The following is a 19,606-nucleotide window of genomic DNA, read 5'->3' as shown; positions in this document are numbered from 1 at the left end:
TTTTAGTATGGTATTCTGTTAAATCTTCCTTCGGTTATAGTAATGGTTGAATCATTGGCTTCACAATAACCCGTAAATCCAAACTCCCCACTCATGTACTTCTTTTCGGTGTTGATTTCTTTGAGGTAAAACCAGCCATTCAGGCTATCAACATTGGCATATCTACAGCCCGATGGAGCGTTAAGGGAAAAATTAGCTCTGTTAAACATTGATAACGGATAATATCCTGTGTCATAAAGAGATGAGGTTTCAAAAAATATGGAGGTGCTTGTCTCTTGAAATTTTCTACAATAATCGGTGCATTGCATTTGTAAATACCCATCAGCAGGAAAGTAGAAAGCATATAAATTTTCTTCCCCTACTGCTCCTATTCTCCTACACGCTTTCCATGGTTCGCCATTTATGGTAGCTTCCATGTAAGAGGCGGTGCCGGGTTTGTCTCCGTTTGGGGTGGTGGTGTCGTCTTTGCAGCAGCTTATGAGCATTGCAAAGCAAAACATACTTAGGGTTGTGATTGTGTTTTTCATATTGGTTTTATTTAATGGTTTTTACATTGTTTTGTCATCATGGTTATTAAATATCCCGAAAGGGTCCCAGCCTTCCACCACTATAATGGGCTTGTCAATCAGTTCAAGACTTGTGTCTGTGGTGCTATGTATTTTGTAGTCGCCTTTGGCGAATAATCCGCTGTGTGTCCATTGCGCCTGAATGGAGTCTCTGCTTTGTGCATTTGCCGTAGCCGCCATAAGTAATGCTGCTGCAATGATTAGTACTTGTTTGTTCATGTTATGTTATTTTTTAATTTGTTTAATAAGAAATTCTATTAAATTTACCATTAGTTATGTGTATTGTGGAATCATTAGCTTCACAATATCCTGTGAATTCAAACTCTCCACTCATATATTTCTTTTCGGTATTGATTTCTTTGATATAAAGCCACCCATTTGCTGTATCAACCGATGTGTAATTGCATTTATCAGAACTCTCTGAAATATTTGAAAACAAGGCTCTGTTAAATAAACTTAAATTATAGATACCTGTATCATACACAAGACTTGTTGCTTCAAAAAATAATTCTGTTGTAACATCCTCCGTAAAATTTTTACACCAATCGACTCCATTTAATTGCAAATATCCATCGTTTTGGTAATAAGTAGCAGTTAAATTTTCTTCCCCTATTGCTCCTATTCTCCTACACGCTTTCCAAGGCTCGCCATTTATGGTAGCCTCCATGTAAGAGTGGGTTTGGGGTTTGTTTCCGTTTGGGGTGCTGTCGTCTTTGCAGCAGCTTATGAGCATTGCAAAGCAAAACAGGCTTAGGGTTGTGATTGTGTTTTTCATATTATTTGTTTTTAAAATTATGTTATTTATTGAATTACCTTATAGTCTGTCAGTTCCCAAACTTGCAAAAGCTTGGGATTGGGGTTATCTTTATCCATTTCGTATATTTCTTTCTTGATAACTCCTATATGCTTGGCATGGTAGAATTTGGTTTCTGCATTATATGCTCCGTTGCCAGTATCATGTACCCGTAATACATTTTCGTATTGCTTGCCGGCTATTCCATAAGTGGAGTAAATAGTATCATGTTTTATAAACGTAAATCCATTCCATGCTCCTATCGTTCCCTGCACCACAGGGAAAAACATATACTTTGAATACCCTCCATCACCACCTGTGTGATTTAGATTGTCAATCATTACTGTACCACGTGTATTTGTGGTGTCATTGCTTACTCCTGTACCGAGGCCGTATCTGCCATCTAATTGAATTTCTGAACCGGATGTTGAATTGATGATTACATACATTCTATCATATAATCTAGAAGGGCATTTTTCTCTTGAACTTTGATACTCTCTCCTGTCTATTCTTGCATTAGTAACATAAATACTATCCATAATACCACTTATAGTATCTCTGTAAATCCAGTAACTTCCTTCCTTAAAGTAAACCCAATCCAGCATTTCCTGTTCTAATAATATCGGGGTCAGTTCTCTGCATTCTTTTTCTTTGAAGCAGGATTGTAGGACAATCAACGACAATGTACTGATAAGTAAAATTATTTTTCTCATAACTTTATTTATTGAATTACCTTATAGTCTGTCAGTTCCCAAACTTGCAAAAGCTTGGGATTGGGGTTGTCTTTATCCATTTCATATATTTCTTTTTTGATAACTCCTATATGCTTGGCATGGTAAAATTTGGTTTCTGCATTATATGCTCCGTTGCCAGTATCATGTACCCGTAATACATTTTCATATTGCTTGCCGGCTATTCCATATGGAGTAAATAGTATCATGTTTTATAAACGTAAATCCATTCCATGTTCTATCGTTCTCTGTACCATTGTGGAAAACATATATAGGGAATGCCCTCTGTCACCTCCCGCATGGTTGATGTTTCTTATAGGAACTGCTCCTCTTGTATTAGTAGTATCGTTTTGTGCGCCAGTTCCTATTCCATAGCCACCAGATATAAAATATTTTCCCTCCCAAACTTGATGCCATTGTTATTTCTGCAACATGACCAACTGTATGTGGACATTTCTTGTTTTTTATATAAGTAACTTCACTTCTTTCTTGAGTTTCTACAACAAATACGCTATCTGTAGTGTTAGTAATGGAGTCTAAATAAATCCAATAGCTACCAGGCTGAAAAATTATCCAATCCTCATTTCCTGTTCAATGGGTGGTCCTTCTGTTGGTCTTCATCTTTTTCTTTGCAAAGGTATTTGTAGTATAATCACCAACAATATACTGATAAGTAGGGTTATTTTTCTCATAACTTTATTTATTGAATTACCTTAGTTCGTCAGTTCCCAAAACTTGTGGTAGTTTGGGATTGGGGTTATCTTTATCCATTTCATATATTTCTTTTTTGATAACTCCTATATGCTTGGCATGGTAAAATTTGGTTTCTGCATTATATGCTCCGTTAGCATTGTCATGTACCCGCAAAACATTTTCATATTGCTTGCCAGCTACTTCATAAATTGGAAAAATTGTGTCATGCTTTATAAAGGTCCAACTACTTGCCCATCGCCCTATCGTTCCCTGCACCACAGGGAAAAACATATACTTTGAATACCCTCCATCACCACTTGTGTGATTTAGATTGTTAATCATTACTGTACCATGTGTGTTTGTGGTGTCATTGCTTACTCCTGTACTGAGACCATATCTGCCATCTAATTGAATTTTTGAACCGGATGTTGAATTGATGATTACATACATTTTATCATATAATCTAGAAGGGCATTTTTCTCTTGAACTTTGATACTCTCTCCTGTCTATTCTTGCATTAGTAACATAAATACTATCCATAATACCACTTATAGTATCTCTGTAAATCCAGTAACTTCCTTCCTTAAAGTAAATCCAATCCAGCATTTCCTGTTCTAATAATATCGGGGTCAGTTCTCTGCATTCTTTTTCTTTGAAGCAGGATTGTAGGACAATCAACGACAATGTACTGATAAGTAAAATTATTTTTCTCATAACTTTATTTATTGAATTACCTTATAGTCTGTCAGTTCCCAAACTTGCAAAAGCTTGGGATTGGGGTTGTCTTTATCCATTTCATATATTTCTTTTTTGATAACTCCTATATGCTTGGCATGGTAAAATTTGGTTTCTGCATTATATGCTCCGTTGCCAGTATCATGTACCCGTAATACATTTTCATATTGCTTGCCGGCTATTCCATAAGTGGAGTAAATAGTATCATGTTTTATAAACGTAAATCCATTCCATGCTCCTATCGTTCCCTGTACCACAGGGAAAAACATATATAGGGAATACCCTCCATCACCACCTGTGTGATTTAGATTCCGTATTAGTATATTTCCTCTAATATTTGTTGTATCATTGTGTACACCACTACTCATTCCATATTTACCATCTAATTGAAATTTATAACCTAAACTTGAATTAGTAATAACATATATAACATCATAAATTGCAGAAGGACAATTTTCTCTTGAACTTTGGTACTCTTCCCTGTCTATTCTTGCATCAGTAACATAAATACTATCCATAATACCACTTATAGTATCTCTGTAAATCCAGTAACTTCCTTCCTTAAAATAAACCCAATCCAGCATTTCCTGTTCTAATAATATCGGGGTCAGTTCTCTGCATTCTTTTTCTTTGAAGCAGGATTGTAGGACAATCAACGACAATGTACTGATAAGTAAAATTATTTTTCTCATAACTTTATTTATTGAATTACCTTATAGTCTGTCAGTTCCCAAACTTGCAAAAGCTTGGGATTGGGGTTGTCTTTATCCATTTCGTATATTTCTTTCTTGATAACTCCTATATGCTTGGCATGGTAGAATTTGGTTTCCGCGCTATATGCTCCGTTAGCATTGTCATGTACCCGCAAAACATTTTCATATTGCTTGCCGGCTACTTCATAAATTGGAAAAATTGTGTCATGCTTTATAAAGGTCCAACTACTTGCCCATCTCCCTATCGTTCCCTGTACCACAGGGAAAAACATATATAGGGAATACCCTCCATCACCACCTGTGTGATTTAGATTCCGTATTAGTATATTTCCTCTAATATTTGTTGTATCATTGTGTACACCACTACTCATTCCATATTTCCCATCTAATTGAAATTTATAACCTAAACTTGAATTAGTAATAACATATATAACATCATAAATTGCAGAAGGACAATTTTCTCTTGAACTTTGGTACTCTTCCCTGTCTATTCTTGCATCAGTAACATAAATACTATCCATAATACCACTTATAGTATCTCTGTAAATCCAGTAACTTCCTTCCTTAAAGTAAACCCAATCCAGCATTTCCTGTTCTAATAATATCGGGGTCAGTTCTCTGCATTCTTTTTCTTTGAAGCAGGATTGTAGGACAATAAGTAATAATGTGCTGATAAGTAGGATTGTCTTTTTCATAACTGTATTGTTTTAGCGTGTGAATATAGTTTGTCAATAATAGGGTAAAGTTTCTAATATATCAAATTTAGTATTTGCTAAGGAAATTGTATTTAGCAACTATCACCGTCCCATTTTACCTTTACCGATGATAAATGAAATTGTTTGTAAAATGAAAAGCAAGTCTGCCGTTGTTTTGCTGCATATAAATCACAGCACCTGTATTTGATTGCAGGTCTATTTCTATTCCCTGCAACAGGTTGGTTTCTTCGTTCCACAGGTAGGTTTCGTTCAGCCCTGTACCTGCGTTTATTGAGAAATCTTTAGATGTGGGGTTGTCGTGGTTTGCCACCGAAATAGTGGGTGTTTGCACATTTACTGCGGTTTGCGCCTGAACTGTGTTTGCTGTCTAGTAAGCAAAAGCAAATAGTAAAATTAATTTTTTCATATTGTTAATACTTTAAAGGGTTAATATTCAAAATATATATCGCAGGTGTCATGTGGTGTACAGTAAGGGTTTCCTCTATAGTAATGTCCTGCTCCGGTGCTGTCTTTAAAGAAGTATTCTATCTTCCAGAAATCTCTATCATATACTATTCTAAGATTTATTAAAGTATCAACATATCCAATAAACCATCTGTCAGGCATAGAAATATAATCAAAGTCTTTGGTTGGACTTATATGCACATACAGACTGTCATCTTCCCTGACAGGTGGCACATTCTTTATGTACAGACGAAAGTTTTTATTGGGTTTTATAGGCATCATTCCCATATCGCCTTTGGCTCCCTCCTTTGAATCCTTATAATAGTAATAGCCCGGTTTTGAGATATTTACTTGTGTCCATTCTTTTGTTGGTGTCCATTTTTTATAAAAATATCCTTTAGAATCGGTGTAGGTAGAATCTCGGAAAATAGAATACGGTGGCGGATATGTTGTGGGAGTACTCGAGTTATAAAAACTTACTTTTACGCCTTCCACCGGCATTTTGGTTACTTCATCAATCACATAGCCCCATGTTTATATGGTGGTGGGTTCTTGCTCTTTTTTGCACTGCAATCCGGCAATGAGCAGCAGAGCGAGAGGTATTACTAAGAGTGATTTAGTTTTCATGGCAGTATGGGTATTGGTTTGTACAAGAATAAGTCAAAAGGTTCATTTGGCAATGTTAGAATGTGGTTGAATGTGTTGTCAAAAGGGTTCGGATGTTATTTGAACCACAAAGTACACTATGTTCTTGTACAAAGTTCGCATAGTTTTTAAACAGACGTGGCGAGTGTTGCCACTCGCCACGTCTGTTTAAAATATGAATAGATTATTGTTAATTTAGTTCTTCTTGAATACTTTCGGATTTGCATCTCCGGTAACTTTGATCTTACCTAATGAACCTTTGTTGAAAGTTCTGGAAAGAGAGTGGTCAACGATATTGTATTCACCGGGTACTTCCACAGTAAACTCAACAATAGCAGAACCACCGGCAGGGATAAGTGTGGTTTGTACGTTATGAGATACTGTGCTTCCGCCTTCGGTATAAACATTGTCAAAGATTTCGCCAATCACGTGGAAAGAAGAAACCAAGTTAGGACCACCATTTCCGATAAATAGACGGATTTTGTCACCCACTTTTGCTTCTAACATGTTAGGACCTAACATAGAACCTTTTTTACCATTGAACAAAACGTATGTTGGATTTTCTGCATTGCCTTTGTCATTGTCAAATTCCAATAATTTGGGGTTTCTTGCACTTGGTTTTGCATAGAACTCACCTTGCATGATGTAGAATTCTTTGTCCACAGGCTCAAGTCCACCTTCCGGCTCAACCAAGATAAGTCCATACATTCCGTTGCCTATGTGTTGTGGAACAGGAGGCGCAGCACAATGATATACATACAGACCGGGATTAAGTGCCTTAAAGGTAAAAGATGCCTTTTGTCCGGGAGAAGCAAAAGTAGCTTCTGCACCACCACCGGGTCCGTTTACAGCGTGTAAGTCAATATTATGGGGAAGAATGCTGTTTGCAGCGTTTGTTAGGTTTAATTGGATTTCATCACCCTCTCTTACCCTCATAAAGCTACCTGGTACAATATTGTTGAATGTCCAGAATGTGTAACTGAAAGTGTCTGCAATGATGGATTCAATCTCTGTGGTTTCAAGATTAATAATTAATTTTTTGGGTCCTCTTTTGCCAATAGGAGCAGGGACATTGGGAGCCGCAGTAATTTCGGCTACTTCAAAGTCTCCGGTTGCTTCCATGTCAATGGCTTTGGTTTTGTTCTGAGCATTGTTGCCCGAATTACAACTCCATAGTGCGAAAGTCATTGTGACTGCTGCACCGATAATAAAATGTTTTTTGTTCATTTTTTTGTTTTATTTTAAATTAGAAATTTGTTTTAAATATTGTTGGGTTGAGGTTGATGGATAACCATCCCCATTGCTGATAATCCTTTGCATTCGGTTTGGTTTTGAGTACATTCAAAGTAGGTGTGTTCAGGAAGAAAGAGTACCCTCCCACAAGGCTTGCAAACTTATTGATTTTATAGTTTATTGTTAAATCTATTTCTTGTCCTAAGTTGGAATCGTATTCTTTGCTTGGGGTTTTTACTTTGTTAGGTGTTATAAACTGATGGATAGCAAGGTTTACGCTATATCCTTTTTCGGATTTGAAGTTTATTTTAGCATAGTTATCAGACAATCCAACTCCTCCGTGTCCATTCCCTGCGTAAAAATAATCCATGCTGCCATAGAATTTGTGTCCGGTGTGAAAAAATGGATTAAAAATTGCGTTTTCAGTGACAGGACTCCCAAAGTCGTTTCCGCTCACTAAATCACTCCCAAGCCCGATATTCCAAGCAGAATTAACAGCATAATCTGCAAACACTGAACCCATATATGCTTGGGTGTTTTTTGCCATTTGATAATAACCGGAAACTATCAAAGATAAACTTTTCCCGTTTTCAATAAAATTGAAACCATAGGTTTGAATATAAGTAGTTTTGACTGAATCCAAAGGGCTAACAGCATTCTGAACTCCAAGATTGGCTGCCAAAAGCGTAACCTTCATGGATTCATTGATAGGAATGTTTCCCCATAAGGTTTGCATCGTTTTGTATGGAAGTGCGTCTGCCGGACTATATAAATTGCCCGCAGGATTGTTGAGATTGTTGCCATACAAGGTTTTGTAATTTTGGTTAAAGGCAAAAAATCCTTTTAACTCATATTTATTATTGAGAAACCCGAAAGACAATGCATCGTGTGCTCTTGCTCCTTGTGCCCAGTCCAAGGCACCAAAAAATCGCTCATCGTCTAAGGAAATAATCTGACGACCAAACTTTACATTCCAGAATGAATGAAGTTTTAGTTGCGCCCAAGATTCAAACATAGAAATTTGATTAGCACTCATCTCAGCGCCCTGCACCATGTTTGCCTGACCCCAAATACTCACGCTTTGAGGTGCAAAATGTACCGTTAATAAATCTTTGTATTTATAATCTATACTAAGGCGGTCTCTTTGGCTGATAAGTGCTGCCGGAGCCGTATTTTTATTTGCCGGTGTAAAATTACCATCGCGAAACTCTATGCGAGGACGTAGTTGGTAAGAAATATTGATTGAGTTTTCTGAAACTGAATTTTCTTGTGCTTTCAGGTCTGTGATGATGAGAGAAGAAGCGCAAAAAAAAGCACCTAATAAAAGGTGGGTTGTTAATTTTTTTGCTTTCATAATATAGTTGATTTAAACTTGGGACAAAGTTGAAGCAGGAAATTATAATGCACAATGATTGTTGTCATAGGGGTATATGATATTTGTCATGCACTCGGCTGAAGTGCGCAGAAATGAGGATTAGACAAAAGAAATAAGCAGGACGTGCTAAATTTAGATACCAAGAAAACTTATCACAATGATGACGGCATGTTTTGGTGCATCCATTCTGCTTACTTTTGCCCTTGTGCAAACAGAAAAACTGACACCTTCGGCAGCGCGAAAAAAAATTGAAAAATTCTGTGCCTATCAAGAAAGACATCAAGAAGAAGTCAGGTCAAAGCTATATTCATACGGGTTGATTTCAGATGACGTGGAGGAAATCATCTCGGAGTTGATTCAATACCGTTTTTTGAATGAGGAAAGGTTTGCTAAAGCATATTGTGGAGGAAAGTTTAGACAGAAAAAGTGGGGTAGGCTCAAAATAATGAGAGAATTAAAGATGCGTAAAATCAGTGAACGCAATATCAAAATTGGTTTGCAAGAAATTGACCCTTATGAATATGAAAAGACACTGATTAGTTTGATTGAAAAACTCAAAATAAAATACAAAGGCATCGGTGTCAAAGACTGGCAAAAAAAACAAAAGATTATCAGTGCATTGATGTCAAAGGGTTATGAGTCTGATATGATTGTGGATGTCTTGAATGAAAATACTTAGTTCTATGTATATTCCTATTAAAAACGTATTGATTACGGATGGAATACTCCTCTCATACTTCATCAATTGCATGACTAAACTCATACCTTTGTCCCGTGCAAACATTTGACACCATTATTGTGGGCGGAGGAGCTGCGGGTTTTTTTGCTGCTATCAGATTAGCTGAGCTCAAACCCAAAGCGTCTATTCTTATTTTGGAAAAAACTTCCAAGTTACTTGCAAAAGTCGAAATCTCAGGGGGTGGCAGATGCAATGTTACCAACGCGTGTTTTGATAACAAACTACTGTCAGAAAACTATCCGCGCGGAAGCAAGGAATTATTGGGTTGTTTTTATCGTTTTAACACTGCAGACACAGTCAAGTGGTTTGAATCCAGAGGGGTGGCTCTCAAATCCGAGATAGACGGAAGAATGTTTCCTATAACAGACGACTCTCAAACCATCATGGATTGTTTGCTCAAAGAAACACAACAACTCGGAGTTGAAATCAGTATTCGCACAAAAGTTGAAAAAATCGAATCAACAGATGCCGGGTTTCTGCTTTTGCTGGATGAATCCGACAGAGTTGCTTGTAAGACCCTGCTGATAGCCACTGGTGGACACCCTAAAAGAGAGAATTTCGGATATCTTGACCATTTCAAACACAAAATTGAAAATCCTGTACCATCTTTATTTACCTTTAACTTACGCAGGCATCCTATTTGTCAATTACCCGGAGTGTCGGTTACCGATGCTATTGTAACTTTGCCTGAACACAAAGAAGAGTTCAGAGGTCCTTTATTAATCACCCATTGGGGATTGAGCGGACCTGCGGTTTTGAAATTATCTGCTTTTGCAGCTCGCAAACTTCATGACTGTGGATATCGCTATACGGTTGAAGTAAATTGGCTGCCTAATTTGTCACAAGACAATATTTTTGATCTGTTAAAACAACAAAAGAGTACAAAAACAAGTCTTCGAAGAAAGCCGTTTGACAACATTTCTCAGCGTTTGTGGGATTATTTTTTAGATAGTATTCACTTGTCCCATGAAACCAAATGGGCAGACTGTCAAAATGCAAAACTGTCGGAATTGGCTCAACAACTATATCAAAGCAAGTTTGAGTCCCAAGGCAAAACCACTTTTAAGGATGAGTTTGTAACTTGTGGCGGCATCAGTAGAAAAGAAATTGATTTCAGAACTATGGAAAGCAAGTTGCATCCTAATCTGTTTTTTGCTGGTGAGGTTATTGATATTGACGGCATCACGGGCGGTTTTAATTTTCAAGCAGCTTGGACATGCGGATACATTGCAGGGGAAGGTATTGCAGGCAAACTGTAAATTGATAAATAACCCTAATGTCGCTTGTAATTTTTCATCTTTGTTTTTCATTACCTTTGCGCAACTCATAAAAAAAATTCAAAATGTCATATTTATTCACCTCAGAGTCCGTCTCAGAAGGACATCCGGATAAAGTAGCAGACCAGATTTCAGATGCTCTACTTGATAATTTTCTTGCATGGGACCCAAAATCAAAAGTTGCATGCGAAACATTGGTTACAACAGGTCAGGTAGTGTTAGCCGGAGAAGTAAAATCAGATACTTATATCGATGTTCAAAAGATATCGAGAGATGTCATCGCAAAAATTGGTTATACCAAATCAGAATATATGTTTGAAGCCAACGGATGTGGTATTTTCTCCGCTATTCATGAGCAATCACCCGATATCAACCGAGGTGTTGACACCAAAAAACCGGAAGACCAAGGTGCCGGTGACCAAGGAATCATGTTCGGGTATGCATGCAATGAAACCGACAATTACATGCCCCTTTCACTTGACCTTTCACATTGTTTGCTGAGAGAACTTGCCGAAATTAGAAGAGAAGGCAAAAAAATGACCTATTTACGCCCTGATTCTAAATCTCAGGTTACAGTCGAGTATGGAGATGACAACAAAGCCAAGAGGGTTGAGACTGTTGTACTTTCTACGCAACACGATGAATTTGTTAAAGCAAAATCAAACAAAGGTGCAGATATTGACAAAGCTGATAAAGAAATGCAAAGCAAAATCAAGGAAGATGTGATTAATATTTTGATTCCGAGAGTGTTGAAGAAGTTTCCATATTTCAAACCCTTCTTTGACAAGAAAGTAAAATACCTTGTTAATCCAACCGGCAAGTTTGTGATTGGCGGACCACACGGAGATACCGGATTGACAGGCAGAAAAATTATTGTAGATACGTATGGGGGCAAAGGTGCGCATGGTGGTGGTGCATTTAGTGGAAAAGACCCTTCCAAAGTGGACCGTTCTGCTGCTTACGCTATGAGATATATTGCCAAAAATATGGTAGCTGCCGGAATAGCAGATGAAATATTGGTGCAAGTGGGCTATGCTATTGGCGAAAAAGACCCCGTAGGTTTATATGTAAATACCTATGGCACTTCCAAAGTGAAGCTGAGCGATGGGAAGATTGCAGAAAAGATTTTGAAAATAATGGATTTGAGACCATACAGCATTGAAAAAATGTTCAATCTCAGAACTCCTATTTACGCTGAAACAGCTTCATACGGACACATGGGGAGAGAAACTCAGATAGTAGAAAAAATATTTGAACGCCCCACTTTCGGCAAAATTGAAATCAAGAAAGTAAAAGTGAAGCTTTTTCCTTGGGAGGAGTTAAATCACGTAAAAATCTTTAAAAAAGAATTTAATATCAAATAACATGTGTGGAATTGTTGGCTATATTGGGCACAGAGAAGCCCTTCCTATCATCATCAAGGGACTCAAAAGGCTTGAATACAGAGGTTATGACAGTGCGGGAGTTGCGCTTTTGGACAACAAACTTCATATTTTTAAGACCAAAGGCAAAGTAGTAGACTTAGAAAACATCATTCCGCCCAAGATGCCGCAAAAGGTTGGAATGGGGCATACCCGCTGGGCAACTCATGGTGCACCCAATGACGTCAACGCACATCCGCATTTGAGCCAAAGCGGTGACTTGGCTGTCATACACAACGGAATTATTGAAAATTACGGCTCACTCAAAGAAGCTCTTGAACAAAAAGGACACGTTTTCCAAAGTGATACCGATACTGAAGTGTTGATTCACTTAGTTGAAGAAATTAAACAAATAGAAAATTGTTCGATAGAAGAAGCTGTAAGACTGGCTTTAAATCAGGTAGTTGGCGCTTATGCCATTGTGATATTATCACGTGATGAGCCCAGCAAACTCATTGCCGCACGTAAAGGAAGCCCTTTGGTGATTGGATATGGTGAACAAGGTGAATACTTTTTAGCTTCTGATGCCACACCCATTGTTGAATACACAAGAAAAGTTACTTATCTGAACGATGGTGAAATGGTTTTCATCAAAGATGGTACTTTGACTATTAAAACCATAGAAGATGTTGAGAAATCTCCTTTTATTCAAGAATTAGAAATCAATCTTGATGCAATAGAAAAAGGCGGCTATGAGCATTTTATGTTAAAAGAAATCAATGAACAACCTAAATCCATTCTAGATTCATTCCGAGGCAGGTTTGACCCTGCAACCGGTCGATTTATGATGAGAAGCTTACAAGAATACGAAGAAAAACTTAGAAATATTAACCGTATTGTAATGTTGGGTTGTGGAACAAGCTGGCATGCCGGCTTGGTTGCCGAATATTTGTTTGAAGAATTAGCACGTATTCAAGTGGAAGTAGAATATGCTTCCGAATTCAGATACAGAAATCCGGTTATTAGCAAGGATGATTTGTATATAGCAATCTCACAAAGCGGTGAAACCGCAGACACTCTGGCGGCAATGACATTGGCAAAGAGTCACAGCGCAACTGTTTTTGGTGTTTGCAATGTAGTAGGTTCTTCTATTCCACGCTTGAGTGATGCAGGTGCATACACACACGCAGGTCCTGAGATTGGTGTAGCTTCTACCAAAGCATTTACAGCGCAGGTTACTGTATTGTCACTATTAGCATTAGCACTGGCTGATATCAGAGGTACTATCAGTAAGTCTTTGTTAGCATTATATCTTACAGAAATGGAACAGATTCCTGCCAAAGTGGAAGCCACACTGAAACTCAATGAAAAAATCATTGAAATAGCCCGCAAATTCAAAGACTCTCACAATTTCCTTTATTTAGGCAGAGGCGTAAACTTCCCCGTTGCTTTGGAAGGAGCGCTCAAACTCAAAGAGATTTCCTATATCCATGCAGAAGGTTATCCTGCCGCTGAAATGAAACACGGACCAATTGCGCTGATTGATGAACAAATGCCTGTTGTATTTATTGCTACCAAAAGCCCACACTACGAAAAGGTTATAAGCAATATTCAGGAGGTGAAAGCACGGAAAGGAGTTATTATCGCCATTGTTACGGAAGGTGACGAACAAGTGAAGAAAATGGCTGATTATATTATTGAAGTTCCTGACACAGCAGAGATTTTTTCACCTATTCTGACTGTTATTCCTCTTCAATTACTGTCATATCACATAGCGGTTATGCGTGGTTGTAATGTGGATCAACCCAGAAATCTGGCTAAGAGCGTTACAGTAGAGTAAACAGACAATATTCTGGCTATAAATTTTTATAGGCGGTGATTATTGCAAGAGTCTATTTAAACAGTTATTTATAATGACGTGCCGTAACCCTTGAACTCACTTTGTCATGTCTATCGTTTTTAAATAAAGATTTTAAGAGATAAAATCACTTCCTTAATAAGCAAATAATAATTAAGATTATTTTTGTACCATGCACATGAGAACCATTATTCTGATTTCTATTTGTTCCGTATTGTTATTTGGCTGCAAAGAAGAAGATCATGGGATTTTAAATCAAAAAAACGCCCCCGCTACGCTTAAAGACACAACTTATATTGTATTAGACAATATTCCTTCTGTTTATAAAAAGATTTTGATTGAAGATATTACGGGTGTGAGATGTGTGAACTGTCCCAAAGCCGCAGAAGAATCTGTCAGACTAAAGAATAAATATGGGGACACCATTGTGCCCATGGCAATCTATATCAAATCCCTGCCCATCTATTCCGATCCATGGGCAGGAAATGCAGATTTAAGAACCGATGCTGCTGAGGAAATTGCAAACGCGATTGGAATGCCCGTGGGACTACCGGGAGGCTACATAGACAGATTCAAATTTGGTTCCAATGCAGCCTTAGTAATCAATCAATGGGAAACTTCTTATAAACAAAGAAGAGGAACTTCTCCCGTTATTATTACGCTTAGTTTCGAAAACCTTGCTAATAATAAAATTATTTTGCGAACCAAACTCACCTATACCGAAGACAAGAGTAACGAAAGCCACAAATTGGCTCTTTATATTATTGAAAATGGAATTATTGGCAAACAATCAACCAATGAACCGGGCAAATCACCCTATATTGAAGATTACGAATTCAACCATGTGCTGAGAGGCTCCATAGGCAATGCTCTGGGTAGCAGATTAGGCGAACCTTTAGTCAAAGGCAGAATATTTGAAAAAGATTTTGAATTTGACTGGAACAAAGACTGGGTTAGAAATTCTTGTAGTCTTGTGGCGGTAGTATTGGACGAGAGCGATAATTCCGTCATTCAAGTAGAAGAAATTCCACTCCACTAATAATACCGGATGAGTTGGGCTACTGTCTATAAAGGTTTTTCTCACTATCTTACGCTCGAAAAGTCCCTTTCAAAGAATTCAGTTCAAGCCTATTTACAGGATGTCAGCAAGTTGATTCAGTATATAAACGAAAGTAAAAGTCCGGAAAAATTAACCGCAAAAGACCTCAAAGGATTTATCACATTTTTGAATGAAATTGGCATTAGTGGCACAAGTCAAGCGCGTATTATATCAGGTTTAAGGCAGTTTTATAAATATCTGATTTTGGAAAATTTAACCGAGCGCAATCCTATGGATAGCATCGAGTTACCCAAAAATCCGCGCAAACTACCCACGGTACTATCTTATGAAGAAATTGTGCGTATGCTCAATTGCATAGACCGCAGCAAAAGAGATGGAGAACGCAACCTTGCCATGATTGAAACCCTTTATGCGTGCGGATTACGAGTGAGTGAGCTGACCGGACTCAAAATTTCAGATATATTTTTTACAGAAGAGTTTATCAGAGTCAGAGGAAAAGGCGATAAAGAAAGGTTGGTTCCCATAGACCCGCATACACTTGAGCAGATTGCTCATTTCATACACCGTATCAGAACACATTGGCATGTAGCAAAAGAAGCCGAAGATGTTGTTTTTATCAATCAAAGCAAAGGAACACAAATCAGCAGGGTGGCAGTTTTTACAATGATTAAAGACCTGGCAACAAAAGCCGGTATCAAGAAGAACATAAGTCCGCATACATTTCGTCATTCTTTTGCTACTCATTTGGTAGAAAACGGTGCAGATTTAAGAGCGGTTCAGCAAATGCTTGGTCATGAGAGTATTACAACCACCGAGATTTACACGCATCTTGATCGCACTTTTTTACGAAAAACCATTGACGAATTTCACCCGAGAGCCAAAAGAAAGTAACTTCGCACGCCATGAAACGATTGTTTCTCATCCTCAAAACGATTATTTCCAACCCAAAAACTTTGCTGAGAGTTCTCAACCCTAATGATGATGAGGCTAAGATTCAGATTCTTAAAAAATACAATCTCCCACATGGCTTGCCTATCGTGTCTTTACAGCATTTTATTATCAAGCCCGAACATAAGGTTTCCCCCTATTTCTTTTTAGAAGGAGGCTCACTTCCTACGGATTTGTTTCTTTTGGCACAATTAGCACAAAGAACGGATGTGAAAACCTATTTTGAAATTGGTACTTGGCGCGGAGAAAGTGTAATGAATGTTGCACCCTTTGTTGACAAGGCTTTTACTATGAACTTGTCACAAGAAGAATTAAAAAAACGCGGTGCGAACCCCGAATATATTAAACAGTCCGGAATGTTGTTGCCCAATGAAAGCAGCCATGTTAAACAAATTTATGGAGACAGCCTGCACTATGATTTTTCAGAATGGAATAATGCTTGTGATTTAATCTTTGTAGATGGCGACCATCACTACTCTAATGTGGTATCCGACAGTAAGAATGCACTTGCCATGCGCAGAAATGACCAAAGCATAATCGTTTGGCATGATTACGGTTATTCACCTGAAAATATTCGTTGGGAAATTTTGCAAGCAATATTAGACGCGGTACCAGCAAACGAACACCAATACTTATATCAGGTTGCTCATACCAAATGTGCAATTTACACAAAAGAGCCGCTCAAGGCAGAACTCATGGTAAGACCCTTGAAGCCTGAACATCTGTTTGAAGTTGGTTTGAATATGTGCAAGTTAAATCACACTGACCTATAATAATCTTAGTATCCTAATATTATGACAAAGAAAATAAGCAAAGCTCCGGTATATTCTATTGCCGAAGGCTCTGATGCCTTAGCTGTTGCCAAAAAAATATACAATGAGATACAAGCCACATTTGATGTGGTTTTGCAAGGTGATAATTTGGAGTGGATTATTCGCTCTTTTATTGACCTCAAAATACATTTCCAAAACTCCAAAGTGTTTTATCTTGCAAGCAATACAAGCAGTCAAAATCTGATAGACAAGCTTATTAAAGCTGGCATTGACGGAATTGTATTCGATGAAAATTTTGATACAAAACAAACAAACACAATTTCTAAAAGAATAACCCAATCCGGACACACTAAACTCACATCCACCGATTTGCAATTACTCAGCAATCTAAGAGGTCAGATAGATGCATTGGATGATAGACTCTTGGGTATTGCCAACGAGCGACATCAGTTAGTTAAACAAATCAGCAAGATAAAAGACAGCTATCATTTGCCGGTCTTTCAGCCCGAGCGCTTTAGAGAAATAGAACAATCAATGAAAGAGTTTGCAATCAAGAACAAAGCCGATGTTCAATATCTGCAAACGCTGATTAAAGCAGTGCATATAGCTTCGGTACTTTCTCAGTTAAAAAAATAAGGGCTTACTCTCCTTGATTGAGTACAGTTCCATATCCAAACCCTGAATTACTGATAATCTGTACTATAAAATAACCCGATTGTAAAGTGCGCAAATCCACATGATTGGAATTTTGTTGGGTTAAAACCAAGCGACCTTGTGCATCATACACAGACACAACATATTCATTCCAATTTTGAGGAATATCAATAGTTACCATTTCTTTGTCAGCCGGATTGGGATAAATATTCAGATTAAGATTGCTATAAGGATTAACATTTACTCCGGTGTTGTGACCATTGCCTGTAGTATCAATAGGTTGTGATGGCAAACTGTCTTTAAAGCGAATACTTGAAATGGTTTCGGTATTGCCTATAATATTGGCAGTTACCCACACTGCGGGATAATGTTCTCCTTTCACAAGGTATTTATATTCAACGGTTTTGCGCGGAATCCCTGTTTTTATAAAATTGGTAATGAAAGAATCTATTTCATCAATCTCACTTCTCACTCTGATACAATTAACAGGGGTTGTAAAATAAGGAGTTGTGATAGTGCCCCATCCGTCCACCTTAGTAGTTCGTGTACCCTTCATTCTGAGAGTGCCAATGGTAGGTATTGGTATGTTCAGCAAGAAAGTACTTTTTGAGCTGTCTCCATATTGGAGAGGAAAATAGTAAATTTCATCTTCATCTGCATATTGCAAAGGAGTGGGGACACCAGCGATTTTAGCAGCAAATCCTTCTGTTATAAAGCGAGAAGGGGCATTCTTTTTATTATAGAAGTTATAAATATCATTGATAGAAATAGGCAGCATTGCGCCAATACCGGGTATAGAATCGCCTATTTTGTACCCATAAGCAGTAGGTCCGATGAGAGCAGCATACAAGATGTTTACCTTGGCAGCTTTCTGATAAGTATCCGTCCCGGAGATGATTTTGGATAAAGTGCTAAAATCCCAAATAGCTGAGGCACCACTATCCCCGGCATTAAAGCCACTACCTATAGGATTAGCTGTAGAATAATACAAGGTGTCATCAGCAACCGGCATATCAGCCGCTGTAATGGTGATTTGAGCTGAAAGTCTTACAGATGCAAAACAAACCAATGCAAGAATGAGTAGTTTTTTCATTTAGATAGATATTAATAAATAGTAATTTTACTTTTGACTGAATCTACTTTCAAAAGTAAATAAAACATTGCTTGGGTAGTATTAAGTGGAATTTTTTTTAAGAAGAATTTGTGCCAAACTAAAAAGTACAATAAATAAAAAAGCCTTCTCTGTGCAGAGAAGGCTTTAAACTTGGCGGTCTGGACGGGACTCGAACCCGCGACCCCGTGCGTGACAGGCACGTATTCTAACCAGCTGAACTACCAGACCGTTTATCTATGAGAACTTTCTCTTTAAGAGGGCGCGAAGATATACATTGAATAAAAACTTTGCAACCCTGATTTAAAAATATTTTTAGCCTTGGATTTTTATTGTTTTTCCATAGTCAGTGCTTTTGTTTACAAGGCTTGACAAGGAATACAAGTCTTCCAGAATTTTGTCAAATTGATCAAAATAAAGAGATTGGTCTCCGTCCGAAAGCGCTTCTTGTGGCTGATTATGAATTTCAATCATCACGCCATCAGCACCCGCAGCCATAGATGCAATGCTCATAGGGTGAACAATATTTCTGACACCGGTTGCCTGGCTCGGGTCAACAAATATGGGTAAGTGAGACAATGTTTTTATTAAGGCTACTGCATTTAAGTCTAATGTATTGCGTGTTGAATTTTCAAAGGTTCTGATGCCTCTTTCACACAAGATAACGTGTGGATTTCCACCCAATAACAAATACTCGGCAGCAAGTAACCATTCTTCTATTGTACTACTCCACCCTCTTTTAAGCATTACCGGTTTGTCGGTTTTGGACAGTGCTTTAAGCAACTGAAAATTCTGCATATTGCGGGTTCCTACCTGAAAGATGTCTGTATATTCATACACCTTTTCAACCAAATTAGTGTCCATAACTTCTGTAATGACCGCCATGTTGTTGCGATCGGCAGCTTCTTTCAAATATCTGAGACCTTCTTCCCGTAATCCTTGAAAGGAATAAGGTGAGGTTCTGGGTTTGTATGCTCCGCCTCTAAGTATTTTAACTCCTTTTTTGGATAGAAAAGTAGCAATGGTGTTAATCTGATCTTCGGTTTCTACAGCACAAGGACCGGCAATTACATTGAAGTTGTCGCCACCGATTTCAACGCCTTTTACTGAAAAAACAGTTCTTTCCTGTTTCCAGTCGAGGCTCACTAATTGATAAGGTTTGCGGTTGTTTTCCATGAACA

The 19,606-nt window shown here is 37.9% G+C and carries 22 protein-coding genes and 1 tRNA gene; 8 read left to right on the top strand and 15 right to left on the bottom strand.

Annotation, left to right across the window (positions count from 1 at the left end; genetic code table 11):
- Positions 1 to 2: 2 nt before the first annotated feature.
- The 12 genes from M9892_07960 to M9892_07905 form a co-directional block, all read right to left on the bottom strand.
- Positions 3 to 527 carry a DUF6252 family protein gene (locus tag M9892_07960; protein MCO5254279.1) on the bottom strand — a complete coding sequence of 175 codons (525 nt, stop codon included), beginning with the start codon at positions 525 to 527 and terminating at the stop codon, positions 3 to 5.
- 21 nt (positions 528 to 548) lie between these two features.
- Positions 549 to 785, bottom strand: coding sequence for a hypothetical protein (locus M9892_07955; protein MCO5254278.1), 237 nt, complete (start codon positions 783 to 785; stop codon positions 549 to 551).
- 22 nt (positions 786 to 807) lie between these two features.
- Positions 808 to 1,341 (bottom strand): DUF6252 family protein, encoded by a 534-nt coding sequence (locus M9892_07950; protein ID MCO5254277.1) that lies wholly within the window; start codon positions 1,339 to 1,341, stop codon positions 808 to 810.
- A 26-nt stretch (positions 1,342 to 1,367) separates the two neighbouring features.
- Positions 1,368 to 2,072 (bottom strand): hypothetical protein, encoded by a 705-nt coding sequence (locus tag M9892_07945; GenBank protein ID MCO5254276.1) that lies wholly within the window; start codon positions 2,070 to 2,072, stop codon positions 1,368 to 1,370.
- An 8-nt stretch (positions 2,073 to 2,080) separates the two neighbouring features.
- Complete coding sequence (locus M9892_07940) at positions 2,081 to 2,299, bottom strand: hypothetical protein (GenBank protein ID MCO5254275.1); 219 nt, start codon at positions 2,297 to 2,299, stop codon at positions 2,081 to 2,083.
- 499 nt (positions 2,300 to 2,798) lie between these two features.
- A complete protein-coding gene (locus M9892_07935; GenBank protein MCO5254274.1) occupies positions 2,799 to 3,497 on the bottom strand; it encodes a hypothetical protein in 699 nt (232 codons plus the stop codon).
- Between the two features lie 8 nt (positions 3,498 to 3,505).
- On the bottom strand, positions 3,506 to 4,210 hold the full coding sequence (locus M9892_07930) for a hypothetical protein (GenBank protein MCO5254273.1): 705 nt from the start codon (positions 4,208 to 4,210) through the stop codon (positions 3,506 to 3,508).
- Positions 4,211 to 4,218: 8 nt separating this feature from the next.
- Positions 4,219 to 4,926, bottom strand: coding sequence for a hypothetical protein (locus tag M9892_07925; GenBank protein ID MCO5254272.1), 708 nt, complete (start codon positions 4,924 to 4,926; stop codon positions 4,219 to 4,221).
- Positions 4,927 to 5,047: 121 nt separating this feature from the next.
- Entirely contained in the window at positions 5,048 to 5,278 is a 231-nt protein-coding gene (locus tag M9892_07920; GenBank protein MCO5254271.1) for a hypothetical protein, read from the bottom strand.
- Positions 5,279 to 5,373: 95 nt separating this feature from the next.
- Positions 5,374 to 5,913, bottom strand: coding sequence for a hypothetical protein (locus M9892_07915; GenBank protein ID MCO5254270.1), 540 nt, complete (start codon positions 5,911 to 5,913; stop codon positions 5,374 to 5,376).
- A 318-nt stretch (positions 5,914 to 6,231) separates the two neighbouring features.
- Positions 6,232 to 7,263: a copper-containing nitrite reductase gene (nirK, locus tag M9892_07910; protein MCO5254269.1), complete on the bottom strand. Its 1,032-nt coding sequence runs from the start codon at positions 7,261 to 7,263 to the stop codon at positions 6,232 to 6,234.
- A 19-nt stretch (positions 7,264 to 7,282) separates the two neighbouring features.
- Positions 7,283 to 8,623, bottom strand: a complete 1,341-nt coding sequence (locus M9892_07905; GenBank protein ID MCO5254268.1) for an alginate export family protein — start codon at positions 8,621 to 8,623, stop codon at positions 7,283 to 7,285.
- A gap of 178 nt (positions 8,624 to 8,801) precedes the next feature.
- On the opposite strand from M9892_07905, the gene M9892_07900 reads away from it, so the two are divergent.
- From M9892_07900 to M9892_07865, 8 genes are all read left to right on the top strand, one after another.
- Entirely contained in the window at positions 8,802 to 9,323 is a 522-nt protein-coding gene (locus tag M9892_07900; protein MCO5254267.1) for a RecX family transcriptional regulator, read from the top strand.
- Between the two features lie 95 nt (positions 9,324 to 9,418).
- Positions 9,419 to 10,642 carry an NAD(P)/FAD-dependent oxidoreductase gene (locus M9892_07895; protein MCO5254266.1) on the top strand — a complete coding sequence of 408 codons (1,224 nt, stop codon included), beginning with the start codon at positions 9,419 to 9,421 and terminating at the stop codon, positions 10,640 to 10,642.
- 83 nt (positions 10,643 to 10,725) lie between these two features.
- On the top strand, positions 10,726 to 12,024 hold the full coding sequence (metK, locus tag M9892_07890) for a methionine adenosyltransferase (protein ID MCO5254265.1): 1,299 nt from the start codon (positions 10,726 to 10,728) through the stop codon (positions 12,022 to 12,024).
- Between the two features lies 1 nt (position 12,025).
- Positions 12,026 to 13,861 carry a glutamine--fructose-6-phosphate transaminase (isomerizing) gene (gene glmS, locus M9892_07885; protein MCO5254264.1) on the top strand — a complete coding sequence of 612 codons (1,836 nt, stop codon included), beginning with the start codon at positions 12,026 to 12,028 and terminating at the stop codon, positions 13,859 to 13,861.
- Positions 13,862 to 14,057: 196 nt separating this feature from the next.
- On the top strand, positions 14,058 to 14,918 hold the full coding sequence (locus M9892_07880) for an Omp28-related outer membrane protein (GenBank protein ID MCO5254263.1): 861 nt from the start codon (positions 14,058 to 14,060) through the stop codon (positions 14,916 to 14,918).
- A gap of 9 nt (positions 14,919 to 14,927) precedes the next feature.
- Positions 14,928 to 15,830 (top strand): site-specific tyrosine recombinase XerD, encoded by a 903-nt coding sequence (gene xerD / locus M9892_07875; GenBank protein MCO5254262.1) that lies wholly within the window; start codon positions 14,928 to 14,930, stop codon positions 15,828 to 15,830.
- An 11-nt stretch (positions 15,831 to 15,841) separates the two neighbouring features.
- Positions 15,842 to 16,660 carry a class I SAM-dependent methyltransferase gene (locus M9892_07870; protein ID MCO5254261.1) on the top strand — a complete coding sequence of 273 codons (819 nt, stop codon included), beginning with the start codon at positions 15,842 to 15,844 and terminating at the stop codon, positions 16,658 to 16,660.
- Positions 16,661 to 16,681: 21 nt separating this feature from the next.
- Entirely contained in the window at positions 16,682 to 17,296 is a 615-nt protein-coding gene (locus tag M9892_07865) for a chorismate mutase (protein ID MCO5254260.1), read from the top strand.
- 4 nt (positions 17,297 to 17,300) lie between these two features.
- Here M9892_07865 and M9892_07860 read toward each other — a convergent pair whose 3' ends face one another.
- The 3 genes from M9892_07860 to aroF all read right to left on the bottom strand — a co-directional run bounded on the left by M9892_07860 (position 17,301) and on the right by aroF (position 19,601).
- The gene (locus M9892_07860) at positions 17,301 to 18,407 is read right to left on the bottom strand and encodes a T9SS type A sorting domain-containing protein (GenBank protein ID MCO5254259.1); all 1,107 of its coding nucleotides are present in this window, start codon (positions 18,405 to 18,407) and stop codon (positions 17,301 to 17,303) included.
- A gap of 172 nt (positions 18,408 to 18,579) precedes the next feature.
- Positions 18,580 to 18,656 (bottom strand) — tRNA-Asp (locus M9892_07855).
- An 84-nt stretch (positions 18,657 to 18,740) separates the two neighbouring features.
- The gene (gene aroF / locus M9892_07850) at positions 18,741 to 19,601 is read right to left on the bottom strand and encodes a 3-deoxy-7-phosphoheptulonate synthase (GenBank protein MCO5254258.1); all 861 of its coding nucleotides are present in this window, start codon (positions 19,599 to 19,601) and stop codon (positions 18,741 to 18,743) included.
- Between the last annotated feature and the right edge of the window lie 5 nt (positions 19,602 to 19,606).

The sequence above is a fragment of the Bacteroidota bacterium genome, assembly GCA_023957335.1.
Classification (GTDB): Bacteria; Bacteroidota; Bacteroidia; order NS11-12g; family UBA955; genus JALOAG01.
Note: the sequence above shows the minus strand (reverse complement) of the source record. Positions and strands in the feature narration are given on the sequence as shown.

Excerpts from the sequence above, each read along its gene's own strand:
- M9892_07960 (MCO5254279.1), bottom strand. The coding sequence starts at position 527 with ATGAAAAACACAATCACAACCCTAAGTATGTTTTGCTTTGCAATGCTC.
- M9892_07955 (MCO5254278.1), bottom strand. The coding sequence starts at position 785 with ATGAACAAACAAGTACTAATCATTGCAGCAGCATTACTTATGGCGGCT.
- M9892_07950 (MCO5254277.1), bottom strand. The coding sequence starts at position 1,341 with ATGAAAAACACAATCACAACCCTAAGCCTGTTTTGCTTTGCAATGCTC.
- M9892_07945 (MCO5254276.1), bottom strand. The coding sequence starts at position 2,072 with ATGAGAAAAATAATTTTACTTATCAGTACATTGTCGTTGATTGTCCTA.
- M9892_07940 (MCO5254275.1), bottom strand. The coding sequence starts at position 2,299 with ATGATACTATTTACTCCATATGGAATAGCCGGCAAGCAATATGAAAAT.
- M9892_07935 (MCO5254274.1), bottom strand. The coding sequence starts at position 3,497 with ATGAGAAAAATAATTTTACTTATCAGTACATTGTCGTTGATTGTCCTA.
- M9892_07930 (MCO5254273.1), bottom strand. The coding sequence starts at position 4,210 with ATGAGAAAAATAATTTTACTTATCAGTACATTGTCGTTGATTGTCCTA.
- M9892_07925 (MCO5254272.1), bottom strand. The coding sequence starts at position 4,926 with ATGAAAAAGACAATCCTACTTATCAGCACATTATTACTTATTGTCCTA.
- nirK (MCO5254269.1), bottom strand. The coding sequence starts at position 7,263 with ATGAACAAAAAACATTTTATTATCGGTGCAGCAGTCACAATGACTTTC.
- M9892_07905 (MCO5254268.1), bottom strand. The coding sequence starts at position 8,623 with ATGAAAGCAAAAAAATTAACAACCCACCTTTTATTAGGTGCTTTTTTT.
- M9892_07900 (MCO5254267.1), top strand. The coding sequence starts at position 8,802 with ATGATGACGGCATGTTTTGGTGCATCCATTCTGCTTACTTTTGCCCTT.
- metK (MCO5254265.1), top strand. The coding sequence starts at position 10,726 with ATGTCATATTTATTCACCTCAGAGTCCGTCTCAGAAGGACATCCGGAT.
- glmS (MCO5254264.1), top strand. The coding sequence starts at position 12,026 with ATGTGTGGAATTGTTGGCTATATTGGGCACAGAGAAGCCCTTCCTATC.
- M9892_07880 (MCO5254263.1), top strand. The coding sequence starts at position 14,058 with ATGAGAACCATTATTCTGATTTCTATTTGTTCCGTATTGTTATTTGGC.
- xerD (MCO5254262.1), top strand. The coding sequence starts at position 14,928 with ATGAGTTGGGCTACTGTCTATAAAGGTTTTTCTCACTATCTTACGCTC.
- M9892_07870 (MCO5254261.1), top strand. The coding sequence starts at position 15,842 with ATGAAACGATTGTTTCTCATCCTCAAAACGATTATTTCCAACCCAAAA.
- M9892_07865 (MCO5254260.1), top strand. The coding sequence starts at position 16,682 with ATGACAAAGAAAATAAGCAAAGCTCCGGTATATTCTATTGCCGAAGGC.
- M9892_07860 (MCO5254259.1), bottom strand. The coding sequence starts at position 18,407 with ATGAAAAAACTACTCATTCTTGCATTGGTTTGTTTTGCATCTGTAAGA.
- aroF (MCO5254258.1), bottom strand. The coding sequence starts at position 19,601 with ATGGAAAACAACCGCAAACCTTATCAATTAGTGAGCCTCGACTGGAAA.